Genomic DNA, 16632 nt, shown 5'->3' with positions numbered 1-16632 from the left:
GATCGATGCGCGTACTGGTGGCCGAAGACGAGGCGATGCTCGCCGAGGCGATCCGGGCGGGACTGGCGCAGTACGCCATCGCCGCGGATGTCGCGGCGGACGGCGAGGCGGCGCTCGCCGCGATCGAGGTGAACGACTACGACGCCGTCGTGCTCGACCGGGACCTGCCCGTGATCCACGGCGACGAGGTCTGCACGGAGCTCGCGGGGCGGGCGAACCGCCCCGCCATCCTGATGCTCACCGCGGCCCGCCGCCTCGAGGAACGGGTCGACGGCCTCGCGCTCGGCGCCGACGACTACCTGCTGAAGCCGTTCGAGTTCCCCGAGCTCGTCGCCCGGCTCCGGGCACTCACCCGGCGCCGCTTCGAGGCGCGGCCGCCGGTGCTGAGCGCCGGGGACGTGCGGCTCGATCCGGTGCGGCACGAGGTGTTCCGCGGGCCGCGGGTGATCCGCCTGTCGCGGAAGGAGTTCGCGGTGCTCGAGGTGCTGCTGCGGGAGCCCGGCACGGTGCGGAGCGCCGAGCACCTCCTCGAGAAGGCCTGGGACGAGCACGCGAACCCGTTCACGAACTCGGTGAAGGTGACGATCAGCACGCTCCGCCGGAAGCTCGGCGAGCCCTGGGCGATCCGCACGGTGCCCGGTGTCGGCTACGTGATCGGCGAGCCCGCCTCGGCGCCCGCATCGGAGCCGGGTGCAGCGTCGGCGCCGGGTGCAGCGTCGACGGCCCGGGCGGCCGCGGCGCCGGGAGCAGCGCACGAGGAGGGCGCCCGGCATGGCTGAGGTGCGCCCGTTCCGCCTCACCATCCGCGCCCGCCTCGCGCTCACCTACTCGGGGCTCCTCGTCGGCTCGGGCGCCCTCCTGCTCGGCTTCATCTACGTCGCCCTCGGGGTGCTGCCGAGCTACGCGTTCTCCACGACGGCCGTCGCCGTGCTCGACGCGTCGACCACCCAGCTCGCCACCGCGATGCCGCTCGAGCCCGACTGGGTGCGCGCCGACGGCGTCAGCTACGACGCCGGCTTCGCCGCGACCGCCTCGACGCCGGGGATCGTCGTCGCGTCCCGGGACGACCTGCAGCAGCTGTACCTCTGGGTCGCCGCCGGGATGCTCGTGCTGCTCGCCGCGGGCGGGAGCTGGGCGGGCTGGGCGCTCGCCGGACGCGTGCTGCAGCCGCTGCACGGGATCGGCGTCGCCGCGCGCCGGGCTGCGCGCGGCCGCTTCGACCACCGCCTCGCGCTCGCGGGCCCCCGCGACGAGGTCACCGACCTCGCCGACGCGTTCGACGAGATGCTCGGCGGGCTGGAGGACGCGTTCCACGCGCACCGCCGCTTCGCCGCGAACGCCTCGCACGAGCTGCAGACGCCCCTCGCGACCACCCGCACGATGCTCGACGTCGCGATCGGGGCGCGGCCGGATGCCGAGCAGCGGGCGCTGCTCGAGCGGCTCCGCCTGGTCAACGAGCGGAGCATCGCGGCCGTCGAGGCGCTGCTCGACCTCTCCCAGATCGAGCGCGGCGGACCGGTCGAGACGGTGCGGCTGCGGCTCGACCGGCTCGTCGGCGAGGCGCTCGGGGAGCTCGGCGCCGAGGCGGCGGAGCGGGGCATCCGCGTCCGCAGCGAGCTCGCCCCGGCCACCGTGTCCGCCTCGGCGCCGCTCCTGCGTCAGCTGGTGCTGAACCTCGTGCAGAACGGGATCCGGCACAACGCGCCCGGCGGCGAGGTCGTCGTCGAGGTGGTCCCGGCGACGGATGCCGCGGGCGGACGTCTGCGGGTCGCGAACACGGGCCCGGTCGTGCCCGCCGACGCGGTGGACGCCCTCGTCGAGCCGTTCTTCCGCGCCCCGGGGCGGGTCGCGACCGCCGGGGCGCCCGGTCGCGGGCTCGGCCTCTCGATCGTCGCCGCGATCGCCGAGCGCCACGACGCCGAGCTCGCGCTCCGCGCCCGTGACGGCGGCGGCCTCGAGGTCGAGCTGCGCTTCCCCGCCGCCTGAGCGCCGGCGGGCGCCGGTGCCGGGTGCCGGGTGCCAGGTGCCGGGTGCCGGGCGCCAGGTGCCGGGTGCTCCTGCGTGGCCGGAGGAGATTCGCGTGCGGGGAGGGCCGAGACGGCCGAATCATCCTCCCCGGCCGCGAATCTCCTCCCGCGGCTAGCCCGCCAGCGCCTCGGCCAGCAGCGTGAGCGACTGCTCGCGCCCCGGGGCGGCGTCGCGCGGCTCGTCGTCGCGGGCGCCGGCCACGGGCGAGACCATGATCTCGGCGACCCCGTGCCGCGTCGCGAGGGCGCGCAGCTCGCCGGCCGCGGCATCCGCGTCGCCGATGATCCAGCGGTGCCGCATCGCCTCGATGAGCTGCTCGGCGTCGGAGTCGCGGGGCGCGGCGAGCGCCTGGTCGACGGTCTCGAGCGGCCGCATCGGCCGGTTCAGTCGGAGCCGGGCCATCGCGCGCAGCTGCGGCAGGGCCCGCTCCTCGGCCTCCCGGGCGGTCGGGGCGACGACGACGTTCGCCGTGAGGAACGTCACCGGCTCCGGGTGCGCCTCGCTCGGCCGGTAGCCGCTGCGGTAGAGCTCGAGCGCCCGCTCCAGCCCCTCGCCCGAGAAGTGGTTCGCGAACACGTACGGCAGGCCGAGCTCGGCCGCGAGCTTCGCCGAGTAGTCGCTCGAGCCGAGCAGCCACAGCGTCGGCACCTCGGTCGCCGCCGGGGTCGCCTGGATCGCGTACTCCCGACCGCTCGTGAGCCGGAGCGTCGCGCCGTCCGGGGAGAGCAGCGCCAGGATGTCGGCGATGTGGTCGGGGAAGCGGTCGACGTCGGCCGTCGGACCCGAGATGCGCAGCAACTGCGTGATCACCGGGTCGCTGCCCGGCGCCCGGCCGATGCCGAGGTCGATGCGCCCCGGGGCGAGGGCCTCGAGCGCGGCGAACTGCTCGGCGACGACGAGCGGGGCGTGGTTCGGCAGCATCACCCCGCCGGAACCGACGCGGATGCGCTCGGTGCTCGCCGCCGCCGCGGCGATCAGCACGGGCGGCGTCGTCGAGGCGACGGAGGGCATGTTGTGGTGCTCCGCGAACCAGTACCGCTCGTAGCCGGCGTGATCGGCGAGCCGGGCGAGCGCGATGGACGCGCGCACCGCCTCCGCGCTCGTCTGGCCGTCGCGGACGGGAATGAGGTCGAGGACGGAGAGCTTCGGCGTCGTGGTCATCACTCGTGCCAACGCCGGGAGCGGCGGCGGCTATTCCAGCGGGCGATCCTGAGCAAGCCATCCGGATGCCGCAGCTGGGGGTGTCGGCGGACCCCGCGCCTTCATAGGGTGGGGAGGGAGCGACATCGCCGTCGCTCTCGATCCTCGAGGGGGTACGGATGACGGTCCACTACGAACTGCCCACGGCCGCGGATTTCACGGTCCTGGCGGGGGCGCATCACCCGGCGGTCACGATCTACGCCTCGACCTCGCCCGTGGTGAGCGAGCGCGAGCGCGCCGAGGTGGCGGTGAAGAGCGGCTTCGACGAGGCGCTCGAGCATCTGAAAGCCGCGGGCGCCGATGCGGCCGAGCTCGACGCGATCCGGGCCGAACGCGACCGGATCCTCGGCGACCAGCAGCTCTGGGGCGGTCTCGCCCGCTCGCTCGCGCTGTTCGTCTCGCCCGACGTCAGCGAGGTGTTCGTGCTGCCGAACCGGCTCGACGACGCCGTGCACGTCGGCTCCCACTTCACGCTCGGCCAGCTGCTGCGCGCGCCGAGCCAGGATCAGGAGGCCTACGCGATCACGATCTCGGCGAGCGAGTGGGCGCTCTGGCACGCCACCCCGACCGACCGCGCCGCGAAGCTGCCGATCGATCAGCGCGGCACCGAGAACCTCGATGCGGCCACGAACCGCGAGCCCGGCGAGGACAAGCCACGCGGCTCGAACCGCGGAACCGCGAGCCAGTTCGGCGGCGCCAGCCGCCTGCTCGGCGACGAGGGCCGCAAGACCCTCCTCGACCAGTACTCGAAGCGCGTCATCGAGGTGGCCCGGCGGGAGCTGCTCGAACGCGACCCCGACGAGCGGGTGCCCGCCTTCGTGTTCGCCGCCGAGCCGCTGCTCAGCCTCTTCCTCCAGAACACCAGGAACTCGCGCCGCGTCGTCGCGGTGCCCGGTTCGCCGGACCGGCTCGGCGCGGCGGAGCTCGACGAGATCCTCCGCCGCGAGCTCGGCCGGCTGAACGTGCGCGAGGCGGAGCGTGCGCTGCGCGCGCTCGCCGAGGGCAGCGCGGGCCGGGTCGAGCGCGACCTCGCGGCGATCGCCCGCGAGGCGGCCGACGGAGCGGTGGAGACGTTCTGGTTCGATTTCACGAGCTCGGTGAACGGCACCCTCGACCGGGAGTCGGGCGCGATCGAGTACGCCACCGACCACGGTGCCGGCGACGCGCTCGCCGACGGGACGCCGGCCGGCGATCTGCTGCCGCAACTCGCCCTGCTCGTCGTCGCGAAGGGCGGCAAGGTCGTCACGGTGCGGGCGAGTGAACTCGACGACGGCGTCTGGTCGGCACCCGCGATGGCGGAGCTGCGCTTCGCCCTCGCCTGAGCGTCACCTCGCGCCCACGCGCGGAACGGCGGGATGCCTCGACTGAGGCATCCCGCCGTCCGCGTCGCCCGGGCTCAGCCCCGCACCAGCTCGCCCGCGGCCGCCTGGTCGGGTGCAGGCTCGGCGACGGCCACGACGAGCGGTTCCCGCCCGGGGAGATGGATGACGATCTCGGTGGCGGCGGAGTCCTCGACGATCGCCTCCACCTCGGTGGCGGTGTCGGCGCGGAGCACCGCGTCGTCGGGCGGCGTCTCGCGCACCGCCAGCCAGAGCGCATCGGGGTGCGGCACGACGCCGCCGTTCACGGGGACGAGCTCGAGGGTCCAGCCGGGGCTCGGGCAGAGCCCCGATCCGGCGATGCGGATCAGTCGGGAACCGCAGGAGCGCACGGCGGTCGCCCGGAAGCGGGCCGCGCGGTAGTCGCAGAACAGCACGGGGGAGATGGGCCGGGTCATGCCGCACACGGTAGCCCCGGCCCGCTCGCCCCGGCCTCAGGGTGAGCGCTGAACCGGCCTCAGGGTCGGGTCGCGCCCGAGGCGCCGCTCGCGACGGGTGCGCGGAGCGTCCGCGCGTAGTGCTCCTTCAGCACGGCGAGGTGCAGCCACGACTCGGTGTGCACGACGCCGGGCACGGCCCGGATGCGTTCGAGGCTCGCGTAGAGAGCGCCGGGCGAGGGCTCGACGAGAGTCATGATGGCGTCGAATCGGCCGAGCGTCTTCGCCGCGAAGTCGACGCCACGCCAGCCGTGCAGCGCGGCGATGAGGGAGTCGTCGTCGCCGGCGAGGTTCAGGCCGACGCCCATTGAGAGCTGCCGGTGCGCGAGCCCGCGCGCCTCGACGGCGCTCACCTTGATCACGCCGCCGTCGATGAGCCGTTGCACCCTGGTGGCGACGGCCGAGGGCGAGAGCCGCACGGCCTCGCCGAGCGCGCGGAAGCTCGCCCGCCCGTCGCGCTGCAGCTGCTCGATGAGGGCGGTGTCGATCGCGTCGATGGTGATCCCGCCGTGGTACTCGGAGACGAAGAAGCCCCGGATGACCTTCGAATAGATGAGGGTGTTGATCTCGACGACGCTCGGCATCGCGCGGATGCGGGCGAGCAGCCGGTGCAGGGCCGCCATCGACGAGAGCCGCAGCTCGGTGACGAGATCGTAGACGCCGCCGACGGCCGAGACGAGCACGGTCTCGGCGAGGCCGCGGAGCTGTTCGGCGACGGGCTCGACCGCGCCGTCGGTGCGGATCGAGACATGGGCGAGCACGTGCTGGCCGAGGAACACCGGATCGACTGCGGCGACGACGCGGACGGTGCCGTCGCCGAGCATGGCGCGGAGCCGCGCGGACACGGCCGCGCGCGACTGACCGAGGCGGCCGGCGAGGGCGTGGATGCTCGCGCGTCCGTCCTCCTGGAGCGCGCGGATGAGCTCGGCGTCGAAGTCCACGGCGCTACGCCGACCGTCTGAGATTCCGCTGAACGCGAGTGATCACCTGCACAACAGCAGTGTAGGGCCCGCTCGCTCCGATGATCGGAACGATTCTGCATCGGATGGCGAGCAGAACTCCAGTGGGTCAGGCGTCCCGCTGGAGTTCTGTGCTTGCTGGCGATGACGGAGGCTCGTAGCATCCATCGCTGTCCCCTGAATCATCCGCGAAGGAGCGGTCATGACCACCACGCACAGCAGAGCCCGCCGCGCGGGCATCGCCGCGTTCGTCGGCACCACCATCGAGTGGTACGACTTCTACGTCTACGCGACCGCGGCCGCGCTCGTCTTCGGCCCGCTGTTCTTCCCGAGCGGCGACCCCCTCGCCGAGACCGCCGCGGCCTTCGCGACCTTCGCCGTCGCGTTCCTCGTCCGCCCGCTCGGCGGCATCATCTTCGGCCACATCGGCGACAAGCTCGGCCGACGCACCTCGCTCGTCATCACGCTGCTGCTCATGGGCGTCTCGACCGTGCTCGTCGGCTGCCTGCCGACCTACGAGAACATCGGCTTCCTCGCCCCGGTGCTGCTGATCCTGCTGCGCGCGATGCAGGGCCTCGCCGTCGGCGGCGAGTGGGGCGGCGCCGTGCTCATGAGCGTCGAGCACGCCCCCGAGAAGTCGAAGACCTTCTACGGCGGCTTCACCCAGCTCGGCAACCCGGCCGGCGCCCTCCTCGCCTCCGGCATCTTCGCGATCATGTCGCGCGGCGGCGACGATTTCATCCTGAACGGCGGATGGCGCATCCCCTTCCTGCTCTCGATCGTGCTCGTGGGCGTCGGATTCTGGGTGCGCTACCGGGTCGAGGAGTCGCCCGTCTTCGAGCAGAAGGTGGAGGGGCGCAAGCAGTCGATGCCGCTGGCCTTCGCGCTCCGCAGCAACTGGCTGCCGATCCTCCTCGGCATCGGCCTCCTGCCGATCTCCACCGGCGGGTACTACCTCGCCACGACCTTCGCCACCGCCTACGCCACCGGCGCCCCGATCGGGCTCAGCGAGCAGGTCATCCTCGACGCGATGACGATCGCGTCCTTCGTCGAGTTCGTGGTGACCCTGCCCGTCGCCTGGCTCGGCGACAAGTGGGGCAGGAAGAACATCATGTACATCGGCCTCGTCACCTCCGTGGCGACGTTCATCCCCTTCATGCTGGCGATGCCCGGCAAGGTGGAGCCGCTCATCTTCCTGCTCGCCTCCCTCGTCCGCATCGCCATGAGCGCCACCTACGCGCCCATCGCCGCGATCCTCGCGCAGATGTTCCGCCCGCAGGCCCGCTACACCTCGATCGCCCTCTCCTACGGCGTCGGCGCGGCGATCTGGGCCGGGTTCTCGCCCTGGTTCGCGACGCAGCTCATCGCCTGGACGGGCAGCATCTGGTCGGTCATCGCGATGTTCGTCGGCATGGCCGTGCTCGCCGGCATCTGCACGCGGCTCGCACCGCAGCACTCCGACGAGGCGCCCGTCACCGCCTCGTTCACCCCCCGCCTCGACACCAAGGAGACGCCCCTGCCATGAGGAAGCTGACCGCCTTCGACCGGCCGAACCAGACCGTCCCGCGACTCGTCACGGCCCGGGCCATCCACCTCGTCGACGACGCCGGCACCAAGGCGACCGCGATGCTCACCGACCGCGGCCGGATCGTCGCGATCGGCACCCCCGCCGAGTGCGAGGCCGCCGCCGAGCGCGCCGGCCTCGCCCCGGACCGGGTCGACCTCGGCGACGCGGTCGTCGTCCCCGGCTTCATCGACGCGCACGCGCACCCGCTCATGTACGGGCAGATGATGACCTGGGTCGACTGCGGCCCGGCGAAGGCGGGCAGCATCCCCGAGATCGTCGCCCTCCTGCAGGAGGCCGCCCGCCGGCTCCCCGCCGGCCGCCCGGTGCGCGGCTACGGCTACGAGCACCGGAACCTCGCCGAGCAGCGCCACCCCACTCGATTCGAACTCGACGCGGTCGCCACCGACCGCGAGGTGTACCTGATGAACGCCTCCGGTCACGGCGGCGTCGTCAATTCCTTCACCTTCGAGCGCAACGGCGTCGACCGCGACACCCCGAACCCGGAGGGCGGCGAGTTCTTCCGCGACGCCGACGGCGAACTCACCGGTGAGCTCTCCGACGCCGCGTGCAACATCCTCACCGGCGTGCACGGCGTGAAGATCGGTCACCACGGCCCGAACTTCCACCTGGCCGACGAGCCCGAGGAGCACCTGCGCCAGCTCGACCTCGCCACGCGGCACTTCCTCGCCGGCGGCGTCACGACGATCGGCGACGCGCAGGTCTCGCGGCGCGAGTTCGACATGTACCTGCGGCTCGCCGAGGCCGGCCGGCTCGAGCTGCGGGTCTCGATGTACCTCCTCTCCCACCTCCTCGACGACGCCCTCGAGATGGGGCTCGTCGGGCAGTTCGGCAACGCGCACCTCAGCTTCGCGGGCATCAAGTTCTACGCCGACGGCACGCTCGGCGGCTGGACGGCCTACTTCCCCGACGGCTACGTCGGCGACCCCTGCCGCACCGGGCAGCTCTATCACGAGCCCGCCGACTACGCCGAGCTCATCCGGAAGGCGCACGCCGCGGGACTGCAGACGGCGACGCACGCCCAGTCGCCCACCGCGATCGAGATGGTGGTCTCGGCGATCGAGGCCGCCCTCGCCGAGCGCCCCGACGCCGACGCCCGGCACCGCATCGAGCACTGCGGCTTGCCGACGCCCGAGCAGATCGCGCGGATGGCGGCGGCCGGCATCCGTCCGGTGAACCAGCCGCAGCACTACTACAACTGGGGGGAGGGCGTCGAGGAGGCGATCGGCACGCCGGGCGAGCGATTCAACCCGCTCGGCGAGTTCGAGGCCGCCGGGGTGCCGATGACGATCTCCTCCGACGCGCCGGTCGCGGAGCCGATCCCGCTCGAGGCGATCCAGACCGCGGTCACCAGGGTCACCCGACGCGGGCACCGGCTCGGCTCGGACGGCCTGCGGATCTCGGCCGCCGCAGCGCTCCGGGCCCACACCTACGAGGCGGCCGTGTCGCTCGGGCGCGAGGACGACCTCGGCTCGCTCGAGGCCGGCAAGTACGCCGACTTCGTCGTGCTCGGCGCCGACCCGCTGACGTTCGACGCCGAGCGGATCGCCGAGATCCCCGTGCTCGAGACGTGGGTCGGCGGGGAGCGCCGGCACCGCGCCGCGCAGCCGGAAGGATGGACGGCATGAGCGAGGAGCAGTACGCCGACACCGCGGGCCGGGCGGTGCTCGAGACGATCCGGGCGTACGGGGTGGCGACCGTCTTCGGCATCCCGGGCACGCACAACCTCGAGCTGTACCGCCCGCTCGCCGAACTCGGCATGCGGGCGGTGACGAACCGGCACGAACAGGGCGCCGGCTACGGCGCCGACGGCTGGGCGCAGCAGACCGGGCTGCCCGGCGTGGTCATCACGACGTCGGGGCCGGGGCTGCAGAACGCGATGAGCGCCATCGGGACCGCGTTCTGCGAATCGCGGCCGTTGATCGTGCTCTCACCGGGGGTCGCGCTCGGCGCCGAGTTCCGCGACGTCGGCACCCTGCACGAGACGAAGGACGCGACGGCGATGGTCGCGGCGATCGCCGAGTGGTCGCGTCGCGTCACGAGCGGGGCGGAGGCGGTGGATGCCGTGCACGACGCGTTCGCGCTGTTCCGCACCGGGCGTCCGCGGCCCGTGCACATCGAGATCCCGCTCGATGTCCTCGAGGGCCCGGCCGGGGTGCCGGCCGCCGCCCGGACCGCCCGCCCGGCCCCCGCACCCGAGCCCGGCGATCCCGATGCGGTCGGCGCGGCCGCCGCCGTGATCGCGCAGGCGAGTTCGCCCGTCATCATCGCGGGCGGCGGATCGACCCGCGCAGCGGCGGAGGTGACGGCGCTCGCCGAACGGCTCGGCGGCCCCGTGCTGACGACGCTGAACGGCAAGGGCGTGCTCGACGAACGGCATCCGCTGTCGCTCGGCTCGAACCTCCGGATCGCGGCCGCCCGCGAGGTCGCCGAGTCGGCCGACGTGCTCGTCGTGCTCGGCTCGAAGCTCGGCGAGGCCGAGCTGTGGGTGCCCCGGCTCGAACCGGGCGGGGCGGTCGTGCGCGTCGACATCTCGGCGGCGCAGCTGCACAAGAACCTCGAGGCGAGCATCGGCATCGTCGGCGACACGGCGGCCGTCGTCCGCGCGCTGCTCGCTGCGCTGCCCGCGGTGGATGCCGCAGCGGGGACCGGCTCGGCGGCGGACACCGACGCCGAACCGCGCGTCCGTCCGGACCTCGACGCGCGCCGCGCCGCGATCGCGGCGGAGGTGCACGGCATCCTCCCCGAGACCGTCGAGCTCGCCGAGCGCATCGCCGACGCGCTGCCCGAGGATGCGATCGTCGCCGGCGACTCCTCGCAGATCGTGTACCTCGCCCTCGCGAACGTCCTGCGCCAATCGCGCCCGCACTCCCTCCTCTACACGCCGACGTATGCGACCCTCGGCTACGGCCTGCCCGCCGCGATCGGCGCCCGCGTCGCGCAGACCGAGCGGCCCGTGGTCACCGTGATCGGCGACGGCGCCCTCATGTTCTGCGTCAACGAGCTCGTCACGGCGATCGAGCAACGGCTCGACCTCACCGTCGTCTGCGTCGACAACGGCGGCTACGCCGAGATCAAGCAGAACGAGGTCGATCGCGGCATCCGCCCGGTCGGCGTGGACCTGGTGCAGCCCGACTGGGCCGCGCTCGCCGCCGCGTTCGGCGCGAGTGGCAGGCGGGTCGACCGGCTCGTCGACGTGCGGCCGGCGATCGCCGAGGCGGTCGCGGCGGGCGGGGTGCAGTTCGTGCACGTGCCGCAGGGGGCGCTCGGCTAGGCGCTGGTCGACTCGGCGGCGCTCGACGCAGCGGGCCGGCGACACGGAGCCCGGGTCGGGTCGCGCCCGAGGCGCCGCTCGCGACGGGTGCGCGGAGCGTCCACGCGTACGATCGTGACCATGCGCTTCGGAATGTTCGTCCCCCAGGGCTGGCGTCACGACCTCGTCGGCATCGATCCCCGCGAGCAGTGGGCGGTGATGCGCTCGCTCGCCGAGTTCGCCGACCGCGAGGGCTCGCCGTGGGAGTCGATCTGGGTCTACGACCACTTCCACACCGTGCCGGTGCCCTCGGCGCACGAGGCGACGCACGAGGCGTGGTCGCTGATGGCCGCGTTCGCGGCGTCGACCTCGCGGGTGCGGCTCGGCCAGATGTGCACCTGCATGAGCTACCGCACTCCCGCGTACCTCGCGAAGGTCGCGGCGACGGTCGACGTCGTCTCCGGCGGGCGCGTCGAGATGGGCATCGGCGCCGGCTGGTACGAGCACGAGTGGCGGGCGTACGGCTACGGCTTCCCGGAGGTGCCCGAGCGGCTGGCCCGGCTCCGCGAGGGCGTCGAGATCATGCACCAGGCGTGGACCACGGGCAGCGCGACGCTCGACGGCGAGCACTACCAGGTGCAGGGCGCTATCGTGCAGCCGCAGCCACTGCAGGAGGGTGGCATCCCCATGTGGATCGCCGGCGGCGGCGAGAAGGTGACGCTCCGCATCGCCGCGAAGTACGCGAGCGCGACGAACTTCTACGGCAGCCCCGAGGAGTTCAGCCACAAGAGCGAGGTGCTGCGCGGGCACTGCGAACGGCTCGGCCGGCCCTTCGAGGAGATCACCCGCTCGGCGAACTTCAACACCGTCATCGGCGTCGACGAGGCCGACGTGGAGCGCCGGCTCGAGGCCGTGCGCGCGCGCCTCGCGGGCTCGGCCGGCGAGGCGGCGGCCGAGAAGTTCATCGCCGACTTCCGGGCGGATGCCGCGATCGCCGTCGGCACGGTCGACGCCGTCGTGGAGCGGCTCCGGGACATGCGCGAGCGCGGCCTCGGCTACGCGATCCACTACTTCCCGGAGGCGGCCTACGACCGCAGCGGGCTGGAGCTCTTCGAGCGCGAGGTCATCCCCGCGCTCCGCTGAGCCGGCGCCGCGCGCTGCGTTCACCCCGCCGAGGGGGTCGGATTCCGACGGTGCGGGCGCAGTGGGCCCCTGCGGATGTCGTGATCCGACCCCGTCGGCGGGGGAAAGGTGCGGTGGCTAGGCGCCGACGGCGTCGAGCTTCGCGCCGAGCTCCGCGTCGGTGGGCTCGGTGAAGTGGGTGCCGTCGGGGAAGACGACGACCGGGATGTTCGTGCGTCCGGAGATCGACTTCGCCGTCTCGGCGGCCTCGACGTGCACCTCGAGGTCGACGTACTCGTAGTCGACGCCGCGGCGGTCGAGCAGCGCCTTCGAGCGGCGGCAGTCGCCGCACCAGGCGGCGCCGTACATGGTGATCCGGTCGGGGTTCGCAGCAGTAGCAGTCACATCGATACTGTACGCATTACCTGGCTGGGGTATTCCCGAACGCCGTGGGACGAGGAGACTTGCGGCATGCGATTCGAGACGACGATGTCCCAGCTGGGCAGCAACACCGGCATCGAGGTGCCGCCCGAGGTGATCGAGGCGCTCGGCGGCGGGAAACGGCCGCCGGTGCTCGTGCGGGTGAACGGCTACGAGTACCGCAGCACGGTCGGCGTGATGGGCGGGCGTTCGCTCATCCCGTTCAGCTCCGACAAGCGGGCGGAGACCGGCATCGGCGGCGGTGACGCGATCGTCGTCGAGCTCGAACTCGACACCGCGCCGCGCACCGTCGAGGTGCCGGCCGACTTCCGGGCCGCGCTGGACGCGGCCCCCGGGGCGGCGGCCGCGTTCGAGGCGCTGGCGCCGAGCCACAAGAAGGCCCACGTCACCGCGATCGAGCAGGCGAAGGCCGCCGAGACGCGGCAGCGGCGGATCGACGCCGCGGTCGCGAAGCTCCTCGGGGGCTGACGCCGCCGGCGCCCGCCGCCGAGGTGCGGTGCCGGCGCGCGGCGCCGACGTGTGCCCGGCGCTGCCGAGGCGCGCTGCCGCCGTCTGCCCGGCGACGCCGCCGTGCGCCGCGCTGGGGCGCCGCCGCGCGCCGCGCCGGGGCGCCGACGCGCGCCGCCTACGCCCGCCCGACGAGGCGCATGAACCCGCTGAGCTGCGCCACGCCCTCGGCGCGGTGCGGCAGCCCGTCGAGCAGCCCAGGCGAGTAGACGAGGTACGCCGCCCACTTCGCCCGCGAGATCGCGACGTTCAGCCGGTTCTTCAGCAGGAGGAACTCGAGCCCGCGCGGCGCCGAACGCGCGGAGGATGCCGCGAGCGAGACGATCGCGACGACCGCCTCCTGGCCCTGGAACTTGTCGACCGTGCCGACGGGCACCTCGTGCAGCCCGGCTTCGTCGAGCGCCTCGCGCACGACCCCGAGCTGCGCGTTGTACGGCGTGACGACGATGAGGTCGCTCGCCGCGAGCGGCCGCGCCGCGGCGCGCACCGGACCCTCGGCGGAGTCGTCGGCGTCGATCCAGTCGCGGCCGAGCAGCGAGCGGGCGAGCTCGACCACGGCCCGGGCCTCTTCGGGCGAGTGGGTCGAGTTGCCCTCGTGTTCGATCGGGATCGGCGTGAGCCCCGGCGCGACGCCGTCGAGCGCGCGGCTCGCGGCGACGGGATGCGACTGCAGCTCGCCCTCGTACGACAGGAGCGAGACGGGGGCGGCGACCGCCGGGTGCATGCGGCGGCTCTCGGCGAGGAAGTAGCCGAACTCCGGCGGGAGCACGTCGTGCCCGTCGGCGACCCAGCCGAGGGCCGAGGCATCCACCGGCTCCGGGTGCAGGGCCTGGCTCACCTGCGGGAGCTGCTGCGGGTCGCCGAGCAGCAGCAGATTGCGGGCCGCGACCGAGACCGCGATCGTCGAGGCGAGCGAGAACTGCCCGGCCTCGTCGATGACGAGGAGATCGAGCGAGCCCCGCGGGACGCGGCGCACGTTGCAGAAGTCCCACGCGGTGCCGCCGATGACGTAGCCGTCGGGCCGCTCGGACGCGAAGGCGGTGAGTTCGTCTTTGCGGGCGAAGGCGGTGAACGCCCGCTGCCCGGCCTCGGCGGCGTCTTTCACGGCCTTGCCGACGAGTCCCGGATCGAGCCCGGCGCCCACGATCGCCTCGAGCAGGTGCTCGACGACCGTGTGCGACTGCGCGACGACGCCGATGCGCCAGCCGTGCTCGCGCACGAGCGCCGCGATGGCGTGGGCGGCGAGGTAGGTCTTGCCGGTGCCGGGCGGGCCCTGCACGGCGAGGTAGGAGTGCTCCAGGCGGCGCACCGAGTCGACGACGGCACCGAGGTAGTCGTGCTCGGCGCCGAGCGGTGCGAGCGATCCCGTGGTGCGCGGCGGGCGCCGGCGCAGCACGTCCATCGCCGGGTTGCGGGGGAGCGCCGGGTCGAGCGTCGGGATGGTCGCGGCCCACTCGGCGATGGCGTCGCGCAGCGCGTCGGCGCGCGGCGGGGCGCCCGGGGCGATCGCGACGGGGAGGTCGCGCCAGGTGCGGCCGGGCTGGCCCCGCTCCTCGACCCGCACGCCGGCGTCGCCGGCCTCGACCACGACCGCGTTGGACCAGGCGCGCTGACCCGGTCGGGCCGACTGCGCGTCGAACGGCGCCGGCCAGTCGTAGAGGAGGAACACCTCGGCCCCGGGGCTGAACCGCGACCCGGGAGCGATGCGTCCGTCGAGCAGCAGCTCGCGGCGGGCGCTCTGCCAGCGCGGCTCCTCGTACCAGTTGCCCAGCTCGCGCGAACGCGCCGGATCGACGACGAGCACGTCGCGGTGCTCCTCCCAGCTCTCGACGGGCTGGTCGCAGCGCAGGTAGTGCGACCACCAGAAGCTCTTCGCCTCGCGGGCGTGGTAGTCGATGGCCGCCGAGGCGAGGGCGAGGGCCTCGGTGTCGGCGTCGCGGCGGAGCCCGTCGAGCGTCGGCTGCGCGGCCTCGCGCTGCTGCACCATCGCCCGGAGGCGCAGCGCGAGCGGCGACGCCTCGTAGATGCGGCCCGGGGTGCGGTCGGCGAGGAGGGCCGCCGGCACCGGACCCACCCCCGCGCCGCGGCCGAGCTCGAGCAGCCAGTCGCGCAGCCGCAGGGTGGAGACGCAGTCGTAGCGGTTGTAGTCGGCGAGGTCGGCGAGGATGCGCGACGCCTCGGCCGCGGCATCCGCGTCGCCGTTCACCTGCGCCGCCGCCTGCAGTTCGCTCGCCCGCACGTACTCGGTGATGGAGTCGGCGCCGGACTTCACATCGGCCTCGCGCAGCTCGGCGCCCATGTAGAGCGGCTCGAGCTTCTTGATGGAGTAGGAGCGGCTGCCCACCCGCACCGCGCGCTTCACGATGGAGTAGAGGTCGACGAGCACGCCGTCGGCGAGCAGCTGGTCGACCTCGGCCTCGCCCACGCCGTGCCGGGCGGCGATGGCCGTGAGGTGCGTGCGCTCGTAGCTCGCGTAGTGGAAGATGTGCAGCTCGGGGTGCACCTGCCGGCGCAGCTTCACGAGCTCGAGGAAGCGGATCAGCGCCGCGCGCTCCTCGGCGAAGGAGTGCGCCCAGAACGCCGTGTACTGCTCGCCGCTGTCGACCATGCCCCAGAGGTAGTCGAGGTTCCACTTCGTGCCGTCGCCCTCGGTGTAGAGCGGGTCGCCCTCGAAGTCGAAGAACAGGTCGCCGGGGCTCGGCTCGGGGATCGCGGCGATCGCGCGGGCCTCGCGGAGCTGCACGGGTGGCGCGAGCGGCGGATCGCCCTCGCGCCAGGCGCCGGACGCCTCGGCCGCCGCCAGCTCGGACTCGGCCCGCAGCTGCAGGCGCGCCTGGGCGCGCAGGGCGTCGAGGGTCGCCTCGGCGAGATGCGGCACCGTCCCGGCCGATGCGGCGAGTTCGTCGATGGTCGTGATGCCGGCCGCGGCGAGCGGTTCGCGCTGCGTCGTGCGGATGCCGCCGACCATGAGCACGTCGCGGGTGGCCTGCACCTCGAGCTCGCACGTGGGGCAGCGGCCGTCGTGCGTGTAGCGCGGGTCGCCCCAGGCGACCGCGGCGGTGTCGGCCTCGCGCTCGGCGACGATGCGGCGCAGGCGGGCGAGCCGTGCACGGTACACGGGCAGGATGTCGCGGAGGGAGTGCGCGCTCACCGAGCCGTCGCCGAGGAGCAGCTCGACGGTGTCGTCGACGGGCACGCCGAGGCGGGCGAGCTGCTCGGCGTAGGCCCCGAGCTGGAGCAGCGCCGTGACGCGGGCGTGCCGGGCGAGCTTGGAGTCCTGCACCCGGTAGGCGCCGTCGGGCTGGCGCACGATGAAGTCGGCGAAACCGATGAAGTCGGGCTCGGCGAACGTCGCCTGGAACACGACGGGCGCACCGGCGGCGAACGCGGCGTTCGTGGCGGCGACCGCGGCGGCCACCTGCTCGAGGTCGCGCACGTCGGGCCGCTCGATCTCGACGACGCCCTCGCCGAACTCGGCCCGGTACCGCTCGAGCACCCGCAGCTCGTGCGCGTCGCCCAGCTCGCCGGCGCGGCGCAGCATGGGGTCGTCGAGTGGCGCGAACAGCGCGTCGCGGCCGAGCTTCTGGTCGAGCTCCCGCAGGAAGGCGAACTCGCAGTCGCTCGCCTTCTTGAGGTCGCTCGCGCTCGTCACGACGGAGCCGTTCAGCAGGTACATCGGGCTCCTTCGTTCGGGATGCCTCCACGCTAGCCGGTGCGTCCG

The 16632-nt window shown here is 73.7% G+C and carries 13 protein-coding genes; 8 read left to right on the top strand and 5 right to left on the bottom strand.

Translation table 11 applies throughout. The features are described from left to right. The first annotated feature begins 5 nt into the window (after window positions 1-5). Window positions 6-779: a response regulator transcription factor gene (locus ROT00_RS04660; protein ID WP_472974906.1), complete on the top strand. Its 774-nt coding sequence runs from the start codon at window positions 6-8 to the stop codon at window positions 777-779. Continuing rightward, on the top strand, window positions 772-1986 hold the full coding sequence (locus tag ROT00_RS04655) for a sensor histidine kinase (protein ID WP_404772716.1): 1215 nt from the start codon (window positions 772-774) through the stop codon (window positions 1984-1986). Before ROT00_RS04660 ends, ROT00_RS04655 begins: the two co-directional genes overlap by 8 nt. A 153-nt stretch (window positions 1987-2139) precedes the next feature. Here the strand turns inward: ROT00_RS04655 and ROT00_RS04650 are convergent, their stop codons facing one another. Further along, window positions 2140-3189, bottom strand: a complete 1050-nt coding sequence (locus ROT00_RS04650) for an LLM class flavin-dependent oxidoreductase (RefSeq protein ID WP_404772714.1) — start codon at window positions 3187-3189, stop codon at window positions 2140-2142. 158 nt (window positions 3190-3347) lie between these two features. Between ROT00_RS04650 and ROT00_RS04645 the strand changes: the two genes are divergently transcribed. Then, complete coding sequence (locus ROT00_RS04645; protein ID WP_404772712.1) at window positions 3348-4550, top strand: hypothetical protein; 1203 nt, start codon at window positions 3348-3350, stop codon at window positions 4548-4550. 74 nt (window positions 4551-4624) lie between these two features. Here ROT00_RS04645 and ROT00_RS04640 read toward each other — a convergent pair whose 3' ends face one another. Both ROT00_RS04640 and ROT00_RS04635 read right to left on the bottom strand, forming a co-directional pair. After that, the gene (locus tag ROT00_RS04640; protein ID WP_404772710.1) at window positions 4625-5005 is read right to left on the bottom strand and encodes a hypothetical protein; all 381 of its coding nucleotides are present in this window, start codon (window positions 5003-5005) and stop codon (window positions 4625-4627) included. Between the two features lie 59 nt (window positions 5006-5064). After that, window positions 5065-5985: an Lrp/AsnC family transcriptional regulator gene (locus ROT00_RS04635; RefSeq protein WP_404772709.1), complete on the bottom strand. Its 921-nt coding sequence runs from the start codon at window positions 5983-5985 to the stop codon at window positions 5065-5067. A gap of 220 nt (window positions 5986-6205) precedes the next feature. Here ROT00_RS04635 and ROT00_RS04630 point away from each other — a divergent pair, with 220 nt between their 5' ends. The 4 genes from ROT00_RS04630 to ROT00_RS04615 all read left to right on the top strand — a co-directional run bounded on the left by ROT00_RS04630 (window position 6206) and on the right by ROT00_RS04615 (window position 11984). Next, window positions 6206-7528: an MFS transporter gene (locus ROT00_RS04630; RefSeq protein WP_404772707.1), complete on the top strand. Its 1323-nt coding sequence runs from the start codon at window positions 6206-6208 to the stop codon at window positions 7526-7528. Then, window positions 7525-9216 (top strand): amidohydrolase, encoded by a 1692-nt coding sequence (locus tag ROT00_RS04625; RefSeq protein ID WP_404772706.1) that lies wholly within the window; start codon window positions 7525-7527, stop codon window positions 9214-9216. Before ROT00_RS04630 ends, ROT00_RS04625 begins: the two co-directional genes overlap by 4 nt. Further along, entirely contained in the window at window positions 9213-10862 is a 1650-nt protein-coding gene (locus ROT00_RS04620; protein WP_404772704.1) for a thiamine pyrophosphate-binding protein, read from the top strand. Before ROT00_RS04625 ends, ROT00_RS04620 begins: the two co-directional genes overlap by 4 nt. 120 nt (window positions 10863-10982) lie before the next feature. Continuing rightward, window positions 10983-11984: an LLM class F420-dependent oxidoreductase gene (locus ROT00_RS04615; RefSeq protein ID WP_404772703.1), complete on the top strand. Its 1002-nt coding sequence runs from the start codon at window positions 10983-10985 to the stop codon at window positions 11982-11984. 117 nt (window positions 11985-12101) lie between these two features. On the opposite strand, the gene ROT00_RS04610 is transcribed toward ROT00_RS04615, so the two are convergent. After that, on the bottom strand, window positions 12102-12368 hold the full coding sequence (locus ROT00_RS04610) for a glutaredoxin family protein (protein ID WP_373292238.1): 267 nt from the start codon (window positions 12366-12368) through the stop codon (window positions 12102-12104). A gap of 66 nt (window positions 12369-12434) precedes the next feature. Here ROT00_RS04610 and ROT00_RS04605 point away from each other — a divergent pair, with 66 nt between their 5' ends. After that, the gene (locus tag ROT00_RS04605; protein WP_404772702.1) at window positions 12435-12872 is read left to right on the top strand and encodes a YdeI/OmpD-associated family protein; all 438 of its coding nucleotides are present in this window, start codon (window positions 12435-12437) and stop codon (window positions 12870-12872) included. Between the two features lie 157 nt (window positions 12873-13029). Here ROT00_RS04605 and ROT00_RS04600 read toward each other — a convergent pair whose 3' ends face one another. Further along, the gene (locus ROT00_RS04600) at window positions 13030-16587 is read right to left on the bottom strand and encodes a TM0106 family RecB-like putative nuclease (RefSeq protein ID WP_404772700.1); all 3558 of its coding nucleotides are present in this window, start codon (window positions 16585-16587) and stop codon (window positions 13030-13032) included. Window positions 16588-16632 lie beyond the last annotated feature (45 nt).

This window comes from Agromyces mediolanus (genome assembly GCF_044917495.1).
GTDB classification, from domain to species: domain Bacteria; phylum Actinomycetota; class Actinomycetes; order Actinomycetales; family Microbacteriaceae; genus Agromyces; species Agromyces mediolanus_B.
Note: the sequence above shows the minus strand (reverse complement) of the source record. Positions and strands in the feature narration are given on the sequence as shown.